Raw genomic sequence first — 19159 nt, 5'->3', positions numbered from 1 at the left:
GCCATACCCCCAGATACCTTGTGCCTTCTGCCCTGTTGAGGTTTGACTGTTCCCACAACGCGCGTCCGACGCGGAGCTGACAGAAAACAGGGGGAACCGCTTTGAGCGTTGAAGCCATAAAATCCGGAAACACCGCACTCGTGACCGGCGGAGCTGCCGGCATCGGTCTCGCGGCCGCCCGCCGCTTTGCGAAAGTTGGCATGACCGTCATCGTTCTCGATGTCCGGGACGAACTTTTTGCGGAGGCCGAAACAACCCTCCGGGACGATGGAGCCGCGGATGTCATTACCCGCGCCGTTGACGTGTCGAACCGCAATGTAGTTGAGGCCCTGCGCGACGAAGTCGACGGACTGACCGGTGGCATTGACGTCCTTATGTGTAACGCGGGCGTTCAGCCCGGCAGCGATATTTTCGACAGCTCAGGAACCTGGGAGCGTATACTCGGTGTCAATCTCGGCGGCATCGTCAATGTGTGCCAGGTGTTCGTTCCTGGGATGATGGAGCGGGGCAAACCCGGTCTGGTCATCAATACCGGTTCAAAACAGGGGATTACCGCGCCTCCGGGCGATCCGGCCTACAACATGTCAAAAGCGGCGGTGAAGGTCTTCACCGAGGCGCTGGCCCATCATCTGCGCGAATCCGACTCCGCCCTGACCGCGCATCTGCTGATACCAGGGTTCGTCTATACCGACCTCACCCGTGGGGATCGGACGGAGAAACCGGCGGGAGCCTGGCTTCCGGATCAGGTCGCGGATTTCATGATGGAACGGCTGGAGGCGGGCGACTTCTATATTCTCTGCCCCGACAATGATGTGCCGCGTGACCTCGATGAAAAGCGCATGGCCTGGGCGATGGGTGACATTATCGAAAACCGCCCACCCCTGTCCCGTTGGCATCCCGACTGGAAGGATGCGTTCGAGGCCTACCTCCAAAATACGACGCGGCCGGCCGTTTAGGACGTCTGCTGCCGCATCAGCGGGTCGGCGAGGATTGCCTCCACGACATCCTCCTGGGACCGGTCAATATCCACGGTGAGCGAAAGCTCATCGTCTTCCGGCGGTTCGAGCGTCTCAAACTGGCTGTCGAGCAGGCTGGTCGGCATGAAATGCCCCTCCCGCTCGCCCATGCGTTCTGCGATCACGTCACGGCTGCCGGCGAGGTGAATGAACATCACCGGTTCACTGACGCCCTCGCGGATCCAGTGCCGGTAGATTTTGCGCAGCGCGGAACACCCGATCAGTGTGACGCCGTCGCTTTCGGCCAGCGTCGCGGAAACCCGCGCCAGCCAGGGTGCGCGGTCACTGTCGTCCAGGGGCTCACCCCGCGACATTTTTGCAATGTTTGCAGGAGGATGCAGGTCGTCCCCGTCGATGAACACGGCGTTCATGTGACGCGCCAGCATGTTTCCGATGGACGTCTTGCCGCAGCCCGCGACGCCCATGACCACGAATTTCCGGGTCATACGCAGGCCGCCATGCCGCCATCCACGAAGAGGGTATGGCCGTTCACGAACGACGATGCCGCGGAGGACAGGAACACACACGCCCCGACCAGTTCCTCGACATTGCCCCAGCGGCCCGCAGGTGTGCGTTTCTCAAGCCACGCGCTGAACTCCGGATCGTCCACCAGAGCCTGGTTCAGCGGTGTTTTGAAATACCCCGGCGCCAGACCGTTGCACTGAAGCCCGTGCTTGGCCCAGTCGGTCGCCATGCCCTTGGTCAGGTTCGCAACGGCCCCTTTGGTCGCCGTGTAAGGCGCGATGCCGGGACGGGCGAGGGCGGTCTGGATCGAGCAGATATTGATGATTTTGCCGGCCTTCCGGTCGATCATGTGACGCGCCACGGCCTGTCCCACATGGAAAACGGAGGCGATATTTGTCTGAAGCAGCCGCTCAAACGCATCCGCCGGGAAGTCTTCCAGCGGTGTCCGGTGCTGCATGCCCGCGTTGTTGACCAGAATGTCTATCGGGCCTTTTTCCTTTTCAAAACCGTCAATTGCCGCACGCACGCCGTCATGGTCGGTCACGTCGAAGGCCAGAATTTCAACCTCACCGCCGCTCTCGCGGAGCGCGGCGGCCGCAGCCTCGAGCTTGCCCGCGTCGCGTCCGTTCAGGACAATCGACGCTCCGGCCTCCTGGAGGCCTTTGGCCAGTGCGAAACCGATGCCCTGGGAGGATCCGGTTACAAGAGCCCGCTTCGCGGTCAGGTCAAACAGGGCGGTGCTCATTCAGGGCCTCTTTCAATTTCGGCTGGATCAGGTGACACCGGTCTTGTTTTCGAACGCGCCTAAAGTCAAGGTGCGCGCGCAGATGGGATCGCTTTGATTTCCGGGGTTTGAGGGGCAGTAAGATGAAAACGGTAGTCATTCATGAGGCGCATGACCTGCGGGTCGAGGACCGGGAGCCGGCGGTGATCGGAGAGGGGCAGGTGCTGGTGCGGATGGCGGCTGGCGGAATTTGTGGCTCGGATCTGCATTACTACCACAATGGCGGATTTGGGGCGGTTCGGCTGCGGGAGCCCATGATTTTGGGGCATGAGGTGGCCGGATACGTGGTTGAAACGGGGCCTGGCGTGACGGGGCTGGAGCCTGGGCAGCTCGTGGCCGTGTCACCCTCAAGGCCCTGTAAAAACTGCAAATTTTGCGCCGAGGCGATGTTTAACCAGTGCCTCAACATGCGCTTTTACGGCTCCGCGATGCCGTTTCCGCATATTCAGGGGGCGTTTCGGGAGATGCTGGTGGCGGAGGCGGAGCAGTGTGTGCCGGCGGATGGGCTGACGCCGGGGGAGGCGGCGATGGCGGAGCCTCTGGCGGTGACGCTGCACGCGACGCGTAAGTTGCGGAATATGCTGGGAAAATCCGTTCTGGTGACCGGGTGCGGGCCGATTGGGATCCTGTCGATCCTGGCGGCGCGCAGAGCGGGCGCGGACAGGGTGGTGGCGACGGATCTTTCGGCGTTTACACTGGAGTTCGCCAGGGCCGCCGGCGCCGATGAGGTCATTGATTTGTCGAGTGATTCCAATGGCCTGGACCGGTTCGCGGCGGATAAGGGGACGTTCGATATTCTGTATGAATGCTCGGGCGCGGTGCCGGCTTTGACGGCTGGAATTGGGGCGATGCGGCCTGGGGGGACGGTGATGCAGCTGGGGATGAGTGGGGATATGAATCTGCCGGTTTTGTCCATTATTTCCAAGGAGTTATCCCTGCAGGGGTCGTTCCGCTTCCATGAGGAGTTTGCCACGGGCGTGAGCCTGATGCGGAAGGGGCTGATTGACGTCAAGCCATTGATAACGCACACAAAAAGTCTGGACGACGCCGTTCGGGCTTTTGACCTGGCCGGGGACAGAAAACAGGCGATGAAGGTCCAGCTGGCCTTCTGAGTGGCACGGATTGTGCGAAAAGTGGCACAGATGTGCAGGGATTTGGCACAGATTGTGAGTCAAATGGCACAGATTGCACGGGGTTTTGCCAAAAATGGCCGAAATTGGGGGTGGTTTTGGTTGCCGTGGTGTCGGCAACTAGTCGAGTTCAGTTGTGCAGAAGGGGGGAGCAATGAGCCCCTCTGGAGTTCTCAAACGACTTCCAATTTTGGCGTAGGTACGTCAGTATTCGAAGGCATGTTTGGCCGTCGGTTTGGGCAACTTTGATCTAGGAACTTACAGAACGATTGCTTCTCCTTGTTCCGATGTTTCGGGCCAGGCCGGCAATCTTCCAAGCACATCCCATTTTGGCAACCCAATGAGGAGATGAGCATCACTAACTACTGGATCGGTTGAGGTTCTGACATCTGAGCGGCATTCAGATGCGGTATGTACTACAATACCGTCCAACGGCTTGGAAAAGGACTAAGGGCATGTCGGAACTGGATCAATTATTCGAAGACGATGAGTCCGCCGAGGGTAGCGATGATTACAGAATCGCGCCTTCAGATTTTTCTGATATATTTGTGATCCCTTCAGATTGGACTGTTTCCACTCTTCGCCACGAGATGGTGGATATCGTGGACTTGGAGCCACACTTTCAGCGGCGCAGCGTCTGGTCCGAAACGTCCAAATCTAGATTCATAGAGTCATTGATATTAGGAATTCCAATTCCACAAATATTATTGGCCGAAAATTCCAATCAAAGAAACAAGTTTTTAGTTTTGGACGGAAAACAAAGACTATCAGCTATAAATGAGTTTTTTACAGGCAAGAATTCGTCTGGAAATGAGTTTAAGCTAAAAGGTCTAAATGATTTGAAAGATCTCAACGGGGAAAGTTGGGGTTCGATCAAAAAGGGTTTTCCACAAATTGCCCGAGCAATTGATGCTGCGATTATCAGGACTGCGATAATTCGAGGATGGCGTAGAGATGATGTGCTGTATGAAATTTTTCATCGACTGAATTCCGGATCGGTAAGGCTGTCGCCGATGGAATTACGAATGTCACTTATTCGAGGGCCGTTTGTTCGTGAAGCGATCAAGCAAACGGCTGGCTGTCCAAATCTCCAAGAAATGCTTGGCCTCAGTCAACCCGATAAGCGAATGAAAGACGTCGAAGTTGCGATACGTCACTTCGCTTTTCAAGATTTCTCGATCGAATATCGCGGAAACCTGAAAGATTTTTTGGATGCTTACTGTCGTCAAAAGAACAAGAGATTTTCGGAAGGTGAAGCAATTGCAGAGGTCGCAGATCTCGAAGATATGATATCTGTTGGTTTGGAAATTTTTTCCAAACGTCAATTTTCAAGAAAATACGTGCCTGATTCAAAAAAGTTCGAGGGTAGTTTTAATAGAGCGATATTTGATGTCTTGGGTGGATCTCTCGCTGATGGAAGCATTCGTGCAAAAGCCGCTGCTGATCCGGATAAGTTTCAAGATCTTTACAAACGGATGTTTGATAATGTTAATTTTGTTCGATCAGTTGAAACCACAACAAAGAGTATTGCAGCCACTAAGTATCGTTTCGGAGCTTGGTATGATTGTCTTTTTAGTAATTTCGGTAAAAGGCCTCGTCTTCCTCTGATAAAGTAATGACTGAGACCTCTGTGGAATTTGCAAAATTGGAGTTAGCTTTAGTAGAGGCCGGTGGTTTGCTCGCGGACCTTCCCCAACATGACGTTGGAAACCGTCTTCAGCAACTTAAGTTAAAGTCTTATGTATTGCTTTGTCATGCTGCCATTGAGGAGTATTTGGAAAGCGTGTCCTTGGCAGTTCTGAACGATAGCTTGGTGGCTTTCGAAAACGATTCAGTATTCAGGGATCCGTTGTTGTCTGCATGCAGTTATTACAAGATAGTATTGAGCGAGGAAGCGCCTAGCAGGCAAGCAGGTGATAGGTGCCACGACCTATTTCTGATCTTGTTTAAAAAAGCACGTTCCGAACACGTCAGAGCTTTAGAAGGCATAAATGGGATAAAGACAAAAGACCAAGATGCAATTCTTCGTCCAATTGGAGTCAGATTGATGGAATTTGACCGCATTTTGTGCCAAAGCCTAAATTCATATGGCGGAGTTCGAGGTGAAATTGCACATCAATTCGGAGTGAGAACAGTAGTACCGCGGGCTGGTCAAGAAAGAAACGTGTGGAATCTATTCCAGTTGTTGCGGCCGCTCGATAATATGCTGTGTGAGAGGCACCATATATCTTTTAACCTTGTTTGAGCTAAATGTTCCTCATGGATATTTTTTTGCTGGTTTCCGCCCATCCCCTGAGGGCAGGGGCAACCGCGGGCGGAGCGGAGCGCCGCCCATGGGGGCGGTTGGCGCTGCCCGGCTTGGTCGCCGGGCGGGACGGGTGTGTTGGGCGGTGGTGGTGGATTTACGGTTTGGGTGAGGCTCCGTTCCTGGAGAGAATTTATTCTGGCGTCTCAAACCATGGATATCGAGTTCGTGGTGCGACGAATTCGTAATCCTCCTTACAAGCCTCAAACAGATCGACAGCCCATTCCCCTGTTTCGCCCATAGCGGCACACCAGGCCGCAATGACCGCGTCACCTGCATGATCCGACCCATCATCAATGACCTGTTGCCAGGTCTCCCGGATTTCATCCGCGACCCAAAGTTCAAGCAGTAACTTGGGATGGCTTTCGTAAAGCGGCAAACCAATCCGTTTGGCAACGAAAGCACCATTCAAGGTCATTGAACTGTACAGTGAGTTTTGAGTGATTACCTTGCGGCTTTTGTATTTGGCCCTTAGCGCTTTGTCACACGCGCGGTCCCCGTGGAGTGTCCATGCCAGAAGAGTATCGATACCCAGCGCTGTTGCTTCACCGTCGAAACCCTTTAACCAAAGCAGAGCCGCGCCTGCATCTTCGGTAGTCGATGCTTCTATTACTTTGGTGATTTTTCCGACCACTTCTATTGCGGCGACGCCATGTTTTCCGCGCCCTCCAGGATCGTACCCAAGAAACAAAGCCATAACGTAGTTCCAGATTATCCGGTTTGTCAGTTTCCGTGATGCTCGCAGTGGTGGAACCTGCATGCAAGTTTGGACGGGCCTTCCGCCCTTTCCCCTGAGGGCAGGAACAACCGCGGGCGGAGCGGAGCGCCGCCCATGGGGGCGGTTGGCGCTGCCCGGCGGTGCCGCCGGGCGGGTGGGGTGTTTTGGGCGGTGGTGGCAAAAAAGCCGTGCCGCCGGGCGGGACAGGTGTGCGGGTTGGACCCCAGGGGTCTGCGACATTATATTGCATGCCCCCGTGGGCGCGGTATGCTGGGTGGATGAATGATGAGGCCGGCATCGCGAAGTATGAGGAGATCCTGCGCGCGGCGGGGTTTCGCATCACGCGGCAGCGGCAGCTGATCCTGAACATCCTCAATGACAGCGCCGGGCATCCGGACGCCACGGAGATATTCGAGCGGGCGAACCGGATCGACCGGCGGATTTCGCTGGCCACGGTCTACCGGACGATGAAGGTGCTGGAGGAATCGGGTACGATCCAGCGCCACGCCTTTGAGGGCGGACCCGCGCGGTTTGAGCAGAATGACGGGGAACACCACGATCATCTGATCGATCTCGACACCGGTGAGGTGATTGAGTTTGCCAGTGAGCGGATCGAGGCGCTGCAGGAGGAAATCGCCGCAAAACTGGGCTACCGCATCGAGCATCACCGGCTTGAGCTTTATGGGCGGAAGGTCCGGAAGGGCGGTTAATCCGCCTGCAGTCGAATCCTTTTTGGGACAAAATTCTGGAAAATCTTTAGTATTTGCAGATTGTTACGCGGCCGCATTTACCATGGCGTTAGTGATTGCTTCACGGATTCCAGGCTATCACCTCCTCAAGCGACCCACGAGGTTGGCGCGACCGGGACTGGCTACCAGTTCCCACCGCACAGTCAGAATGGCGATTAGTTGCTCCGGAAGATCCGGAGTATTCATCAAACGTGACGTCGAAAGCGTCACACGCCAAAAGGAAATGACTATGTCCAGCATTGTAACGAACAACTCCGCTCTGGTTGCTCTTCAGACCCTGAAGTCCATCAACAAGGACCTCGCTTCGGTTTCCAACGAAGTATCCACCGGCCTCAAGGTTTCGACCGCCAAGGAAGATTCCTCGACCTGGTCCATCGCTTCGACCATGAAATCGGACCAGGGTTCGTTCAGCAAGCTCAATGAGGTTCTGACCTCGAGCTCCGCCATGATCGGTGTTGCACGTTCCGCTACTGAACAGGCTGCTGATATCGTCCGTCAGATTCAGGAAAAAGTCATTCAGGCTTCCAGCCCTGACGCTGACCAGGCCATCCTGCAGACCGAGATCGAGGCAATGGCTGAGACGATCCGTTCGATCGGTAACTCGTCCCAGTACAATGGCATCAACATGACCGGCAGCGCCGGTGCTGCTCAGACCATCACGACTTCGGTTGTGCGTGACAACGCCGGTGTTCTGACTGCTGAAACCATGACGATTGCCGCGGTTGACCTGGACGCTGTTGCAAGCTCCATGACCGGTCTCGCCTTCGATGGTTCGGAAACGGACATGGACGCCGTTGACGACGCTCTGGACACCATCAATGCGGCTGCTGCTGCTTTCGGTGCTGCCCAGGCACGTGTTGAAGCCCAGATGGACTTCCTGTCCAAACAGGCTGATGCGCTCGACACCGGTGTTGGTGCTCTTGTGGATGCCGACATGGAAGAAGCTTCCGCTCGACTGTCCGCTCTGCAGACTCAGCAGCAGCTCGGTACGCAGGCCCTGAGCATTGCGAACCAGCAGCCGCAGACCCTGCTGTCGCTGTTCCAGTAAGTTCCTGACAGGGGCGGGCCCGGAATTTCCGGGCCCGCTTCACTTCATATCCCTTTGCATTCCGCACGCATTCGCGTTGCGGTTTTTTTGTTTTTGGGGCCAGGCTGGCGGCCTTCTGTGGGGAGGATTGTCCGGGGCGGGGAGTGGTTAATAGGGTTCGGGTCGATTCTTGTTTTGGACAAAATCCCGGAAAATCTTCATTATTTGCAGTTAGTTACCAGTCAATTTTCGATTTGTGGTTAGGACTTGGTTCACGGTCTGGGGGTTATCAATCCCGCAGGCGACCCAGAAAGGTCGGCACGACGGAGATTTAACCCTAACTCGGTCGTACAGTCAGAATGGCGGTCACGTGCCCCGGTTTTCCGGGGTTTTTATGAAATGCGACGCTAAAAGTGTCGCGTGCCAGAAAGGAAACAGCTATGTCCAGCATAGTGACGAACAACGCCGCAAAGGTCGCCCTCCAGACCCTGAAAACGATCAACAAGGATCTGGGAGCGGTTTCCAATGAGGTCGCAACCGGTCTGAAGGTTTCGACCGCCAAAGAAGACTCCTCAACCTGGTCGATCGCGTCCACCATGCAGTCGGACCAGAATACCTTTAGTAAACTGAATGAGGTTCTGACCTCCGCGTCGGCCATGGTCGGTGTTGCGCGTTCCGCAGCCGAGCAGGCTGCGGACCTGGTTCGCCAGATCCAGGAAAAGGTCGTCCAGGCTTCCAGCCCGGACGCTGATCGCGGCATTCTTCAGGCCGAGATTGAGGCAATGGCTGAGACGATCCGTTCGATCGGTAACTCGTCCCAGTACAATGGCATCAACATGACCGGCAGCGCCGGTGCGACGCAGACGATCACTGTTTCGGTTGTACGTGATACCGCCGGTGTTCTGACCGCTGAAACCATGACGATTGCCGCTGTCGACCTTGACGCTGTTGCAAACTCCATGACCGGTCTGGCCTTTGACGGCTCCGACACCGACATGGACGCTGTCGACGACGCATTGGACATCGTCAACGCCGCTGCTGCCGCGTTTGGTGCGGCTCAGGCCCGGGTCGAGGCCCAGATGGACTTCATGTCCAAACAGGCGGACGCCCTTGATACCGGTGTTGGCGCCCTTGTGGATGCCGATATGGAAGAGGCTTCCGCACGACTGACGGCTTTGCAGACCCAGCAGCAGCTCGGTACGCAGGCTTTGAGCATCGCGAACCAGCAGCCGCAGACACTTCTGTCGCTGTTCCAGTAAGCTGACGACGGGAGCGGGTGGGCCTGATCATTTGGGCACGCTCCAACCCCTGGGATTTTTGACACGCCTCCTGCCCGGTGAAGGACTCCCGGTCTGGTTGCAATGAGGTTTCGCGATGAACAACCAAAACAATGCAAGCTCCGGTTACGCTGCTGCCGTTAAACCGACCCGTACCGATCGTGGAATGGAATACAAGATCTTCGCCAGAGTGACTCACCGAATGAAGTCCGTGGATGAAACTGACAGGGCTTCATTCCCGGAACTGGCCAAGGCCGTCGCGGAGAATTCACGTCTTTGGGCCGCGCTGGCCGAGGATCTGATGAGTGAGGAGAACAAACTCTCCGACGAGATGAAGGGACAGCTGATCTCGCTGGCGATGTTTGTCGCCAGGCATACACATGCCGTTCTCTCGGGCCGTGAATCCGTGGAGCCGCTGATTGACATCAACACGTCCATAATGCGCGGTCTGCGGGGAAACGGAGGGAGTAAATCCGTGGAGGCTGCGGCATGAGTGGCCTTGTCCTTAAACTGGGGCCGCGTGAGCGGATCATGATCAACGGAGTGGTCATGGAAAACGGCGATCGCCGGACCCGGATCAACATTGTTACGCCCGAAGCCAACGTGCTTCGACTGCGTGACGCCATCCATCCCGAGGATGCCAAGACGCCAGTGAAGCGCGTGTGCTACGTCGCCCAGCTGGTTCTGGCCGGGGAGGCCGATCCCACGGAGGCGCGCAAGCAGCTTCTGAGCGGGATCGAACAGCTCAGCCAGGTTTTCCTGGATGAGGACAGCCGCAAATTCCTTTCCGATGCGACCGATGCGGTTGTGGAGGGGCGGTTTTACCAGGCCATGCGGGCTCTTCGCGGACTTATTCCGCGTGAGACGAGGCTGCTGGCCGTAGGGGCGGACGGGGAGTCCGCGTCGGGGGGCGCCGCGAGCGCCTGAGAGAGACGGAGACGGGACGATGTATCAACCTCAAATACCACTTGCCGGTGTGGCGGGATGGCGGTTTCTTGAGAGAACCCAGGAAACGCAGCAGGCCGCGTTTGATGCATCGCCCGAACTCGACCGGAAGATCGAGTATTTCCGGGAGAAAATCGGATCGGTGACCGAGGTTGCCGACCTGATGCAGGATCACCGTCTGCTCGAGTTCTCGCTCACGGCCTTCGGGCTTGAGGAGGAAATCGACAAGAAAGCCTTCATTCGCAAGGCGCTTGAGGAGGGTACTGACGACGAGGAGTCCTTCGCGAACAAAATCGTGGACAAAACCTATGCGAAAATGTCGGAGGCTTTTGGCTTCGGCAATGAGGGTGGGGTCCAGACCGGTAATCCGGAGTTCGTGGAGGACATCGTCAACAGGTTCCGCGACCACTCGTTCCAGGTGGCCGTGGGCAATGCCGACAACAACATGCGTCTGGCGCTGCATTTCAAGCAGGAGGCGCTGGATCTGGCGGAAGGCGGGACGGATGACGGTCCCCGAAGCTGGTACACGGTTCTGGGGTCTGAATCCCTGCGCACGGTGTTTGAGACCGCCTTTGGTTTCCCGTCGCAGTTTGTGAACCTCGATATCGACCGTCAGGCCGAATACATGGCCGACAAGGCCAGACAGATGTTTGGATCCGAGGATCTGTCGTTTCTGTCGGATCCTGAGAATGTCGAGAAGATGATCGTGAATTTTCTCGCCCGCGCGCAGTTGAACGGGGACTACAATGTTGCCACCGGTCCGGCGGCGACGGCCCTGACGCTGTTGCAGTCGGGCTCGTCGCAGGGGTCTTCGGGGCTTCTGAACCTGCTTTACGGTTACTGAACCGGAGTGGCGAGGATGTCGGCCAGGCGCTGAAAGCTCTGCTCCGGGCCGCCTTTTTCCCGTTCCGTAAAAAACTGGTCCAGTTTGGGCCACAGGGTAATGGCCTCGTCGATGGCGGGGTCACTTCCTTTTGCGTAGAGGCCCGTCTGGATCATCAGGGCCGAGTTTTCGTAGGTGGTGAGCACGCGGCGGACTTTGGCGATCATCTCGTTTTCCGGATCGGAGGCGATGCCCGGCAGGCTTCGCGAGACGCTGCGGCGGACATCCACGGCCGGAAAGCGGCCGCGTTCGGCAATTTCACGTTCCAGAACAATGTGACCGTCGAGCACGCCGCGGGTGATGTCGGCGACGGGTTCGTCCATGTCCGAGGCCGCGACCAGAACGCTGAAGATGCCGGTGATGTCGCCCTTACCGAAGGGGCCGGGGCCGGCGCGTTCGCAGAAGGATGCGATCAGGTTTGAGGTCGAGGGCGGGAAGCCGCGCAGGCTGGGGCTTTCGCCGGCGGTGAGCGCGATCTCACGATGGGCTTCGGCGAAACGGGTGAGACTGTCGGTCAGCAGCAGGACATGGTGGCCCTGGTCGCGGAAGACCTCGGCCGAGGCCATCGCCATCCAGGCGGCGCGGCGTTTGATCAGCGGCGACTGGTCGGAGGTGGCGGCGATCACCACGGAGCGGGCCATGCCTTCCGGTCCCAGAACGTTATCGACGAAGTCGCGAAGTTCACGACCGCGTTCCCCGATTAGAGCAAGTACCACGATATCGGCCTCAATGCCGCAGGCGAGATCCGCGAGGAGGGTCGATTTACCCACGCCGGAGCCTGCGAAAATGCCGATGCGCTGGCCGGTGGCGAGCGGCAAAACGGTATCAAACGCGCAAAGATGGGTGGGAATGCGGGTGCCGAGCGCCTTGCGGGTGGCAGGTTCCGGGGCCGGGCGACGCAGGTTGGCGCTTGCCACGCCCTGTTTGAGGGGCCGTCCGTCGAGGGGCTGGCCGAAGGCGTCGACAATGCGGCCGACCCAGGTTTTGTCGGGGTGCACGCCGGTGGGGCCAAGAAGGGTAACGGCGTTGCCGATGGCCGCACCGTCGAGCGGTGAGTAGGTCATGGCGCGGGCGAGGCTTTCCGTGATGTTCACGATTTCGCCGCCAAGCTCCTGGCCGTTGCGCAGGTGAATGGCGACCTGGTCTCCGATTCGCGCCTGGTGTGTGAGGCCCTCGATTTCCAGGAAGGCCGTGCTGACGGACACCACGCGTCCGACCCGTTTATAGTTGGAAATTCGGGAAATTTCGGACGTCAGTGACGTGAAGTCGATCAGCATGGAAGCCCCGGTTTTGTCTAAAATCTGGTTACACTTTTTAAACACTGAACCGTTAATTGAGTGTTTCAAGCTTACTGGCGGGAGAATCCGGCCCATGAATTTAAACCTGAATATTCTACGGCTTGCGAGCAGTCTTGCATCGCATTCGGCCGCGCGGCAGCAGGTTATTGCCGAAAACATCGCCCATGCGGACACGCCTGGGTACAGGGCCCGCGACATCGCCGATTTTTCGGAGACGCTCGAGCAGACCCCGTCGAATTTCTCGGCCCGGACCACGCGTCCAGGGCATGTGCAGTTCGGCACCGCTCCGAATGAGTACCGCTCCCATGAGGAAGCGGCGTTTGGAGCGGAATCCCCCAACGGGAACAACGTGTCCCTGGAGGATCAGATGGTCCGTTCGGTTGAGTTGCAGCAGAATCACCAGCTTGCGCTGGGCGTCTATGAGAAGTCCCTGTCGATTTTGCGCACGTCGATCGGCCGCAAGTAGGCCGCGCCCCTGTAGTAATGGAGTACCGGTATGAGTGATTTTGCGAAGACCATGGCCGCTGCCGCCAGCGGCATGAGGGCCCAGTCCACGCGACTGCGGCTTACGGCGGAAAACGTGGCCAACGCGGATACGCCTGGCTACCGGCGGAAAACCGTCTCCTTTGAGGAGATGTACAACAACACCAGGGATACCCGCGCCGTCGCGGCGGGGCCGGTTCAGCTTGACCGGTCCGATCTGGAAAGGGTGTATCAGCCCAATCATCCGCTTGCGGGTGTGGACGGCTATTACGAGGGATCAAACGTCAACCTTATGGTTGAGGTTGCGGATGGTCGGGAAGCCGGCCGTTCCTATGAGGCCAATCTTAAAATGTTCGATCAGGCGCGTCAGATGGCAAGCTCCGTGCTTGGCCTGTTGCGCAAGTAGTAAAAGGAACCAGTTATGGACGTTAAGGCTACACTTGCATCCCAGCTCTACAGCCAGGCACAGGCCGCCGCGAAACCCGACCAGGATGGTGGCGGATCCGGTGGCGCCAGCGAGGCCTTCAAGGTCGCGGCGGATGATTTCATGGAGACCCTGCGGGCCGGTGAGACCACCGTGACCGCCGGTCTGGCCGGTCGTGCGGATCCGCAGGCCGTTGTTGAGGCGCTGGCCGCGACCGAGCTGGCCGTGGAAACCGCCGTTGCCGTGCGCGACAAGGTGGTAGAGGCCTATCAGGAAATCCTGAGAATGCCCGTCTGACCGTTATGGGTGAGGCGGAAGTCCTTGATGTATTACGGCAGGGTCTGTGGAAGGCCCTGCTGATTTCGTCCCCGGTTCTGGTGGTCGCCCTGGCCGTTGGTCTGCTGATCGGTCTGTTGCAGGCTTTGACCTCGGTGCAGGAGATGACGCTGACCTTCGTGCCGAAACTCGGTGCGATTTTGGCCGTTTACTGGGTGACGATGGGCTATTCCAGCCAGGCTCTGGTGCAGTTCTACCAGGGTATGATCATTCCCATGGTGGTCGGGAACTGATCATTTAAGGCGCTGAAATCGTTAGATTTCGGACGTGTTGGATCACCTTTTTCACGGATATTCCGATCTGAGGAATCGCGTCAGCGGGGCTCCTGTGGAGCGCCGCGCGATTCGTTCGGCTGGAGGGCTGCGCCCGGAGGCCGAGAGGGGTTTAGCTGGTAACGAAGGCCCGGATCGGGGCGTGGCTGCCCTGCGGTCGCGTGAGCGCGACTGCCGTGGGAGGGCAGTCGCGGCCCGATTTGCCACGGGTCAAATCGGGCGGGTTGAGGCGGGGTTATCCGGTGCGGGCGGTTGGGTCGACTTGGGTGTTCGGTCGCTTCGGATGAAATCGTTCGGATTCAGGCAATTGCGGAATTTTGGGGCCGTGTCGGATGGCTGATGCCGGATGATTCCCCCGCCGTCATACACCGCAATTGATCTGTATTTTACATATATTTCAGTCGCTTGCCGGCCCATGGCCTTGACCAAATATTTACCAAGCCTGGTCAGGTTGCCCCCTGAGCGCCAGTACGTGCGTGGACCCTTGCAGAAAGCGGGAGTGTGAGATGGATACAGCCAGTTATGTGATTCTGACCCGGCAGACGGGTTTGAAAAAGGAACTGAATGCGGTCGCGAACAACGTCGCGAATCTCAACACAACCGGTTACCAGCGCCAGGGCGTTGTCTTCTCCGAAATGGTTCAGAGCCTTCAGACCGATGGTGGCAGTGTCGCCATGTCCGGGGCGCGGGGCCGTTACAATGACGAGTTGCAGGGCGCTCTGGTGCAGACCGGCGGCAGGCTCGACATGGCTGTCGAGGGCGACGGGTATTTCCAGGTCCTGACACCTGCCGGTGAGCGGCTGACCCGCGCCGGTGCGTTCACGCGCGACAATATTGGTCAGGTCGTCAACATGGATGGTTACCCGCTGCTCAATGATGGCGGCGGTCCGATTGTCATTCCGTTTGAGGCAGAGAACGTCGATATCGGGCCGGATGGCACGGTATCGGTCGATGGCGATCCGGTTGGACGCGTCGGTCTGTTCGTGCCCGAGGATCCCACGACGGTCCAGCGCGAGGCCGGTACGATCTACCGCGTCGATGGCGAGGTGATCCCGGTTGAGACACCCGATGGCCGCATCGTTCAGGGTTTCGTTGAACAGTCCAACGTCAACGCCATTACCGAGATTGCGCGGATGATCGAGGTGCAGCGTGCCTATGAGCGCGGTCAGAAGCTCCTGGAACAGGAGAATGAACGCATCAGCAAGACCGTCGATACCCTCGGCAAAACCCAGTAAACTGAATCAGGAGTAGAGTAATGCGTGCCTTGAGTATCGCCGCGACCGGTATGGCGGCCCAGCAGAAGCGGGTTGAGGTCATTTCCCACAACATCGCGAACTCCAACACCACCGCCTACAATGCCCGCCGGGCCGAGTTTTCGGACCTTCACTATCAGCAGGTTGTCACGCCCGGGTCGATCAGTTCGGCGGATGGCACGGTCATTCCCGCCGGGGTTCAGCTTGGTCTGGGTGTGCGCACCTCCGCCGTGTCGATGCATGTGCAGCAGGGCGCTCTGCGCGAAACCAACGGTGCGCTGGATATTGCCGTTGATGGCCAGGGTTACTTGGAGGTGACGCTGCCCAATGGTGAGGCGGCCTATACCCGTGACGGTGCGCTCAAGCGCAATGGCGAGGGTCTGATTGTCACGAATGACGGGTTTGCCGTGGTTCCCGATGTGACGATCCCCGAGGAAACCGTGAGCCTGACCATCAATGCCGATGGTGAGATCTATGCCCTGTTTGAGGATCAGATCGAGCCGCAGCTTTTGGGTCAGTTCAGCCTTGTGACCTTCATCAACCAGAAGGGTCTCGAGGCGATGGGTGACAACCTCTATCGCGAGACCGAGGCCTCCGGGCAGCCCAATGTGGGTGATGCCGGTGAGGATGGCCGCGGGATTTTCCGTCAGGGCTACCTGGAGGAATCCAGTGTCGATGCCGTGCGTGAGCTTACCGATCTGATCGAGGCGCAGCGCGGGTACGAGCTGAACTCCAAGGTGATCACGGCGTCCGACCAGATGCTCTCCGCAACCGTTCAGATCAGGTAGGAAAATGTCCCTCAAACCGCACCGTTTGATTTCCGTTCTTGCTCTGCTGGCCTTTGGTCACGGAGCCCTCGCCGAGGCCGTGGTTCCGATCCGCGCCATTCGCGCCCAGCACATGGTCACGGCGGACGATCTTCAGGTCGTCGACCAGAACGTGCCGGGTGCGGTGACCGATCCTGCGGAACTGATCGGCAAGGAGGCCCGCATCACGCTTTATCCCGGCCGTCCCATTCTGAAGGGTCAGGTTGGCGCGCCCGCGCTGGTCGAGCGCAACCAGACGGTGCGGATGACATTCAGCCACGGTCCGCTGACCATTTCGGCCGATGGCCGGGTGCTGGATCGCGGCGGCGCGGGGGAATCGGTGCGGGTCATGAACCTGTCCTCCCGTCAGATCGTATCCGGCACGGTTGGTGCCGACGGCTCAGTCACGGTGGTAAAATGACACTGAAATCCTTTCCGATTCTCGTGGTTCTGACCGGGGGGCTTGCCGCCTGCGGGATCTCAAACTCAACGCCGGGCATGTCGACGATCGACGCGGTTGATCCGCGCACCGATCCGGTGATGTCCGCCGAGCGGGCCGCTCTGGCCGTGCCGCCGCCGCAGGCCGCGAAATATGTCTATCAGCGCGGGTCCCTGTGGAATACCGGGCCGACCGGCCTGCTGGGTGACAAGCGCGCGAGGACACTCGGTGACATTCTGACGATCACCATTGAGATCGATGACGAGGCGGAGTTCGAGAACTCCACCACGCGCGACCGGTCGGGCAGTGAGAGCGCCGATGTGGGTGCGTTTTTCGGCATTGGCAGCAAGCTGCCGGGCGCGTTCGACAGTCTGAACCCGACGCTTGAGATGGGGTCGTCCTCGACCTTCTCCGGCGATGGATCGGTGAGCCGCGGTGAGCGGATCACGCTGCGGGTGGCCGCGACGGTGGTTGATGTTCTGCCCAACGGGCATCTGGTGATCCAGGGCGATCAGGAGGTTCGGGTGAACAACGAGCTGCGCGATCTGCAGGTCGTGGGCATCGTGCGGCCCGCCGACATCTCCCGTCACAACGAGATTTCATATGACCGGATCGCCGGCGCGCGGATTTCCTATGGTGGACGCGGCCAGATCACGGATGCGCAGCAGCCGAGATACGGCCAGCGCACCATGGACCGGGTCATGCCGTACTAAGGAGCCAAGGAGACTCCCCCAATGATGAAAATTCTAATTCCAGTTATTCTGGCGATTGCCGGGCTTGGCGCGGGGGTTGGTGCCGGTTTGATGCTCAAGCCCGCGCCGGAAGTGGCCGCGACCGGTCCCTGTGGCGAGGGCCAGACTGCCGAGGCCGATGCCGATGGCGAGGCCGTGGAGCCCGCCGCGGCGGAGGACTGCGAAACCCAGGTTGCCGCCGATCCGTTTGACGGGGAGCCGGAAGCCGAGGGTGAGGCGGAGGAGCTTCTGACGACCTTCGTGCCGTTCGAGAAGCCGTTCGTGGTGCCGGTGTTTGAGGGCGAGAAGATCGCCGCGATGGTGGTTGTGTCCCTGTCGGTTGAGACCGGTGAGGAGGGCGCGACCGTGGTTGGCACCATGGAGCCCCGGCTGCGGGACCGGTTCCTGAAGGTCTTCTTCCTGCATTCGAATTCCGGTGGGTTCAATGGCAGCTTCACCAGTGGCCGCAAGATGACAGACCTGAAATCGGCTCTGTTGAAGGCCGCGAAGGAGGTCATGGGCGGCACCGAGGTAAAAAGCGTTCTGGTCACGGAGATCGCGCGTCAGGACATCTGACGCAGGGGTTTCCGGTACGGTTTGAGGCACCCGCCACGGTATGTGGCGGGTGTTTTTTTGTGTGGGTGGTGAGGGGCACGGAACAGAGGGGCTTCAGCCCCGCCGTTCCAGCCCCGGACCGGTCCCATGGGCAACTGTATCGTTTGAGCGTGGTGTCAGGTGGCGGGCTGCCAGGGTTTCTGGTCGCGCAGGACGGCGTTGGCGATGGTGAGCAGCTTTCGGGCGACGGCCACGGCGATCACCTTGCCCGGCTTTCCCTTCGCGCGCAGGCGTTCCACGAAAGCCGGGCAAAGCCTGCGGTGGCTCATGGCGCTGACCGCTGCCATGTAGAGCCCGCGCCGGATCTGTCGCCTGCCGTCGCCGGTGAACCGTTGTCCACGCCAGCGTCCACTTTCCCGCGCCCGTGGTGCGAGGCCTCCCAGTGAGGCGACCGTGTGGCGGTCGAGCGTGCCCAGCTCGGGCATGTGCGACAGGAGCGTGACGGAGGTCACCCGCGCGATGCCGGGCACGGTCTCGAGCAGGTCGAGCTGCCTCGCAAGACGCGGGTGTGCGGCGACGAAGGCGTCGATGGCGGCCTCGATTTTGCGAATGCGACGGGCGATCGCCCTGAGAGAGGCCGTGATGTCGGCGCGGATCGCGGCGGTGGAGGCTTTGGCAAGCCGGTTTCTTTCCTGCGTTTCCATGCGTTTGAGCTGGTCCCTGCGTCCGGAGAGCTCCGCCAGTTCCGCCCGTTCGGGCAGGAAAACCGGAGAGGGCCCAAACGCGCGTTCCGCCCCCATCCGCGCCAGCATGCGGGCGTCAACACGGTCGGTTTTTGGGAGGTTGAGCGAGCGGGCGAAGTGCCAGGCGTGCAGCGGGTTGACCCTGTGGAAGGGAATTCCCGCCCCCAGGGCGGAGCGCAGCAGAAGCCCGTCGCAGCCGCTCGTGGCCTCGAAGACCACCATGTCTCCGCGGTCGAGTTCCGACAGAAAGCGTTTCACCCCTGCCGGGGTGTTCGCACGGCGGATGTTGCCGCGGCGCGGGTCGAAAATGTCGAGCCAGTCCTTCGAAAGGTCGACGCCAACAAAGATCCGTGTCATCCTGGGTTCCTGTCCATGTCTTCGTGCTCATGCGGCACATGCAACTGTTCAGGCTGGTCAGACCAACCGGCGGCGGCCCAATCCCATGGCCGGGGTCAATCCCCCCAGGCCGACGCACGGGCTCGCCGCCGGTCCCAGGCATACCACATTCACGATAGACAGG

Annotated in this window: 24 protein-coding genes; 19 read left to right on the top strand and 5 right to left on the bottom strand. The window is 58.9% G+C overall.

The window, feature by feature from the left end:
• Positions 1 to 101: 101 nt before the first annotated feature.
• Entirely contained in the window at positions 102 to 956 is an 855-nt protein-coding gene (locus ACP15P_RS13535; RefSeq protein WP_424929006.1) for an SDR family NAD(P)-dependent oxidoreductase, read from the top strand.
• On the opposite strand, the gene ACP15P_RS13530 is transcribed toward ACP15P_RS13535, so the two are convergent.
• Together ACP15P_RS13530 and ACP15P_RS13525 are read right to left on the bottom strand one after the other, a co-directional pair.
• The gene (locus ACP15P_RS13530) at positions 953 to 1462 is read right to left on the bottom strand and encodes a gluconokinase (RefSeq protein ID WP_424929005.1); all 510 of its coding nucleotides are present in this window, start codon (positions 1460 to 1462) and stop codon (positions 953 to 955) included. The genes ACP15P_RS13535 and ACP15P_RS13530 overlap by 4 nt on opposite strands.
• Positions 1459 to 2226, bottom strand: coding sequence for an SDR family oxidoreductase (locus ACP15P_RS13525; protein WP_424929004.1), 768 nt, complete (start codon positions 2224 to 2226; stop codon positions 1459 to 1461). Before ACP15P_RS13525 ends, ACP15P_RS13530 begins: the two co-directional genes overlap by 4 nt.
• Positions 2227 to 2348: 122 nt before the next feature.
• On the opposite strand from ACP15P_RS13525, the gene ACP15P_RS13520 reads away from it, so the two are divergent.
• From ACP15P_RS13520 to ACP15P_RS13510, 3 genes are all read left to right on the top strand, one after another.
• Positions 2349 to 3377 carry an L-idonate 5-dehydrogenase gene (locus ACP15P_RS13520; RefSeq protein ID WP_424929003.1) on the top strand — a complete coding sequence of 343 codons (1029 nt, stop codon included), beginning with the start codon at positions 2349 to 2351 and terminating at the stop codon, positions 3375 to 3377.
• 473 nt (positions 3378 to 3850) lie between these two features.
• Entirely contained in the window at positions 3851 to 5011 is a 1161-nt protein-coding gene (locus ACP15P_RS13515; protein ID WP_424929002.1) for a GmrSD restriction endonuclease domain-containing protein, read from the top strand.
• On the top strand, positions 5011 to 5640 hold the full coding sequence (locus tag ACP15P_RS13510) for a HEPN domain-containing protein (RefSeq protein ID WP_424929001.1): 630 nt from the start codon (positions 5011 to 5013) through the stop codon (positions 5638 to 5640). The genes ACP15P_RS13515 and ACP15P_RS13510 overlap by 1 nt, the downstream gene beginning before the upstream one ends.
• A gap of 193 nt (positions 5641 to 5833) precedes the next feature.
• On the opposite strand, the gene ACP15P_RS13505 is transcribed toward ACP15P_RS13510, so the two are convergent.
• Positions 5834 to 6397: a hypothetical protein gene (locus ACP15P_RS13505; protein WP_424929000.1), complete on the bottom strand. Its 564-nt coding sequence runs from the start codon at positions 6395 to 6397 to the stop codon at positions 5834 to 5836.
• Positions 6398 to 6696: 299 nt separating this feature from the next.
• Here ACP15P_RS13505 and ACP15P_RS13500 point away from each other — a divergent pair, with 299 nt between their 5' ends.
• From ACP15P_RS13500 to ACP15P_RS13475, 6 genes are all read left to right on the top strand, one after another.
• Positions 6697 to 7128, top strand: coding sequence for a Fur family transcriptional regulator (locus ACP15P_RS13500; protein WP_424928999.1), 432 nt, complete (start codon positions 6697 to 6699; stop codon positions 7126 to 7128).
• 268 nt (positions 7129 to 7396) lie between these two features.
• Positions 7397 to 8215 (top strand): flagellin, encoded by an 819-nt coding sequence (locus ACP15P_RS13495; protein ID WP_424928998.1) that lies wholly within the window; start codon positions 7397 to 7399, stop codon positions 8213 to 8215.
• A gap of 419 nt (positions 8216 to 8634) precedes the next feature.
• On the top strand, positions 8635 to 9453 hold the full coding sequence (locus tag ACP15P_RS13490) for a flagellin N-terminal helical domain-containing protein (protein ID WP_424928997.1): 819 nt from the start codon (positions 8635 to 8637) through the stop codon (positions 9451 to 9453).
• Between the two features lie 115 nt (positions 9454 to 9568).
• Complete coding sequence (flaF, locus tag ACP15P_RS13485) at positions 9569 to 9964, top strand: flagellar biosynthesis regulator FlaF (RefSeq protein WP_424928996.1); 396 nt, start codon at positions 9569 to 9571, stop codon at positions 9962 to 9964.
• The gene (gene flbT, locus ACP15P_RS13480) at positions 9961 to 10398 is read left to right on the top strand and encodes a flagellar biosynthesis repressor FlbT (protein WP_424928995.1); all 438 of its coding nucleotides are present in this window, start codon (positions 9961 to 9963) and stop codon (positions 10396 to 10398) included. Before flaF ends, flbT begins: the two co-directional genes overlap by 4 nt.
• Positions 10399 to 10417: 19 nt before the next feature.
• Entirely contained in the window at positions 10418 to 11260 is an 843-nt protein-coding gene (locus tag ACP15P_RS13475) for a DUF1217 domain-containing protein (protein ID WP_424928994.1), read from the top strand.
• On the opposite strand, the gene ACP15P_RS13470 is transcribed toward ACP15P_RS13475, so the two are convergent.
• Entirely contained in the window at positions 11254 to 12576 is a 1323-nt protein-coding gene (locus tag ACP15P_RS13470; protein ID WP_424928993.1) for a FliI/YscN family ATPase, read from the bottom strand. The two genes, ACP15P_RS13475 and ACP15P_RS13470, sit on opposite strands and share 7 nt — an antisense overlap.
• A 94-nt stretch (positions 12577 to 12670) precedes the next feature.
• On the opposite strand from ACP15P_RS13470, the gene ACP15P_RS13465 reads away from it, so the two are divergent.
• From ACP15P_RS13465 to ACP15P_RS13425, 9 genes are all read left to right on the top strand, one after another.
• Positions 12671 to 13063 carry a FlgB family protein gene (locus ACP15P_RS13465; RefSeq protein ID WP_424928992.1) on the top strand — a complete coding sequence of 131 codons (393 nt, stop codon included), beginning with the start codon at positions 12671 to 12673 and terminating at the stop codon, positions 13061 to 13063.
• Between the two features lie 30 nt (positions 13064 to 13093).
• Positions 13094 to 13486, top strand: a complete 393-nt coding sequence (flgC, locus tag ACP15P_RS13460; RefSeq protein ID WP_424928991.1) for a flagellar basal body rod protein FlgC — start codon at positions 13094 to 13096, stop codon at positions 13484 to 13486.
• A gap of 15 nt (positions 13487 to 13501) precedes the next feature.
• Entirely contained in the window at positions 13502 to 13801 is a 300-nt protein-coding gene (gene fliE / locus ACP15P_RS13455; protein WP_424928990.1) for a flagellar hook-basal body complex protein FliE, read from the top strand.
• A gap of 5 nt (positions 13802 to 13806) precedes the next feature.
• Positions 13807 to 14073 (top strand): flagellar biosynthetic protein FliQ, encoded by a 267-nt coding sequence (locus tag ACP15P_RS13450; protein ID WP_424928989.1) that lies wholly within the window; start codon positions 13807 to 13809, stop codon positions 14071 to 14073.
• A gap of 545 nt (positions 14074 to 14618) precedes the next feature.
• On the top strand, positions 14619 to 15347 hold the full coding sequence (locus ACP15P_RS13445) for a flagellar hook-basal body complex protein (protein ID WP_424928988.1): 729 nt from the start codon (positions 14619 to 14621) through the stop codon (positions 15345 to 15347).
• A 20-nt stretch (positions 15348 to 15367) separates the two neighbouring features.
• Entirely contained in the window at positions 15368 to 16153 is a 786-nt protein-coding gene (gene flgG / locus ACP15P_RS13440) for a flagellar basal-body rod protein FlgG (RefSeq protein ID WP_424928987.1), read from the top strand.
• A gap of 4 nt (positions 16154 to 16157) precedes the next feature.
• Positions 16158 to 16592, top strand: a complete 435-nt coding sequence (gene flgA, locus ACP15P_RS13435; protein WP_424928986.1) for a flagellar basal body P-ring formation chaperone FlgA — start codon at positions 16158 to 16160, stop codon at positions 16590 to 16592.
• On the top strand, positions 16589 to 17323 hold the full coding sequence (gene flgH / locus ACP15P_RS13430; protein ID WP_424928985.1) for a flagellar basal body L-ring protein FlgH: 735 nt from the start codon (positions 16589 to 16591) through the stop codon (positions 17321 to 17323). The genes flgA and flgH overlap by 4 nt, the downstream gene beginning before the upstream one ends.
• 21 nt (positions 17324 to 17344) lie before the next feature.
• On the top strand, positions 17345 to 17917 hold the full coding sequence (locus ACP15P_RS13425; protein ID WP_424928984.1) for a flagellar basal body-associated FliL family protein: 573 nt from the start codon (positions 17345 to 17347) through the stop codon (positions 17915 to 17917).
• 155 nt (positions 17918 to 18072) lie between these two features.
• Here ACP15P_RS13425 and ACP15P_RS13420 read toward each other — a convergent pair whose 3' ends face one another.
• Positions 18073 to 18996 (bottom strand): IS110 family RNA-guided transposase, encoded by a 924-nt coding sequence (locus ACP15P_RS13420; protein WP_424928833.1) that lies wholly within the window; start codon positions 18994 to 18996, stop codon positions 18073 to 18075.
• Positions 18997 to 19159 lie beyond the last annotated feature (163 nt).

This window comes from Amaricoccus tamworthensis (assembly GCF_049800875.1).
Taxonomy (GTDB): domain Bacteria; phylum Pseudomonadota; class Alphaproteobacteria; order Rhodobacterales; family Rhodobacteraceae; genus Amaricoccus; species Amaricoccus tamworthensis.
This window is presented reverse-complemented; position numbering and strand designations above follow the sequence as displayed.

Bases quoted from the DNA above. Each gene is read 5' to 3' on its own strand.
- ACP15P_RS13530 (WP_424929005.1), bottom strand. From the start codon at position 1,462: ATGACCCGGAAATTCGTGGTCATGGGCGTCGCGGGCTGCGGCAAGACG.
- ACP15P_RS13525 (WP_424929004.1), bottom strand. From the start codon at position 2,226: ATGAGCACCGCCCTGTTTGACCTGACCGCGAAGCGGGCTCTTGTAACC.
- ACP15P_RS13520 (WP_424929003.1), top strand. From the start codon at position 2,349: ATGAAAACGGTAGTCATTCATGAGGCGCATGACCTGCGGGTCGAGGAC.
- ACP15P_RS13515 (WP_424929002.1), top strand. From the start codon at position 3,851: ATGTCGGAACTGGATCAATTATTCGAAGACGATGAGTCCGCCGAGGGT.
- ACP15P_RS13510 (WP_424929001.1), top strand. From the start codon at position 5,011: ATGACTGAGACCTCTGTGGAATTTGCAAAATTGGAGTTAGCTTTAGTA.
- ACP15P_RS13505 (WP_424929000.1), bottom strand. From the start codon at position 6,397: ATGGCTTTGTTTCTTGGGTACGATCCTGGAGGGCGCGGAAAACATGGC.
- ACP15P_RS13500 (WP_424928999.1), top strand. From the start codon at position 6,697: ATGAATGATGAGGCCGGCATCGCGAAGTATGAGGAGATCCTGCGCGCG.
- ACP15P_RS13495 (WP_424928998.1), top strand. From the start codon at position 7,397: ATGTCCAGCATTGTAACGAACAACTCCGCTCTGGTTGCTCTTCAGACC.
- ACP15P_RS13490 (WP_424928997.1), top strand. From the start codon at position 8,635: ATGTCCAGCATAGTGACGAACAACGCCGCAAAGGTCGCCCTCCAGACC.
- flaF (WP_424928996.1), top strand. From the start codon at position 9,569: ATGAACAACCAAAACAATGCAAGCTCCGGTTACGCTGCTGCCGTTAAA.
- flbT (WP_424928995.1), top strand. From the start codon at position 9,961: ATGAGTGGCCTTGTCCTTAAACTGGGGCCGCGTGAGCGGATCATGATC.
- ACP15P_RS13475 (WP_424928994.1), top strand. From the start codon at position 10,418: ATGTATCAACCTCAAATACCACTTGCCGGTGTGGCGGGATGGCGGTTT.
- ACP15P_RS13470 (WP_424928993.1), bottom strand. From the start codon at position 12,576: ATGCTGATCGACTTCACGTCACTGACGTCCGAAATTTCCCGAATTTCC.
- ACP15P_RS13465 (WP_424928992.1), top strand. From the start codon at position 12,671: ATGAATTTAAACCTGAATATTCTACGGCTTGCGAGCAGTCTTGCATCG.
- flgC (WP_424928991.1), top strand. From the start codon at position 13,094: ATGAGTGATTTTGCGAAGACCATGGCCGCTGCCGCCAGCGGCATGAGG.
- fliE (WP_424928990.1), top strand. From the start codon at position 13,502: ATGGACGTTAAGGCTACACTTGCATCCCAGCTCTACAGCCAGGCACAG.
- ACP15P_RS13450 (WP_424928989.1), top strand. From the start codon at position 13,807: ATGGGTGAGGCGGAAGTCCTTGATGTATTACGGCAGGGTCTGTGGAAG.
- ACP15P_RS13445 (WP_424928988.1), top strand. From the start codon at position 14,619: ATGGATACAGCCAGTTATGTGATTCTGACCCGGCAGACGGGTTTGAAA.
- flgG (WP_424928987.1), top strand. From the start codon at position 15,368: ATGCGTGCCTTGAGTATCGCCGCGACCGGTATGGCGGCCCAGCAGAAG.
- flgA (WP_424928986.1), top strand. From the start codon at position 16,158: ATGTCCCTCAAACCGCACCGTTTGATTTCCGTTCTTGCTCTGCTGGCC.
- flgH (WP_424928985.1), top strand. From the start codon at position 16,589: ATGACACTGAAATCCTTTCCGATTCTCGTGGTTCTGACCGGGGGGCTT.
- ACP15P_RS13425 (WP_424928984.1), top strand. From the start codon at position 17,345: ATGATGAAAATTCTAATTCCAGTTATTCTGGCGATTGCCGGGCTTGGC.
- ACP15P_RS13420 (WP_424928833.1), bottom strand. From the start codon at position 18,996: ATGACACGGATCTTTGTTGGCGTCGACCTTTCGAAGGACTGGCTCGAC.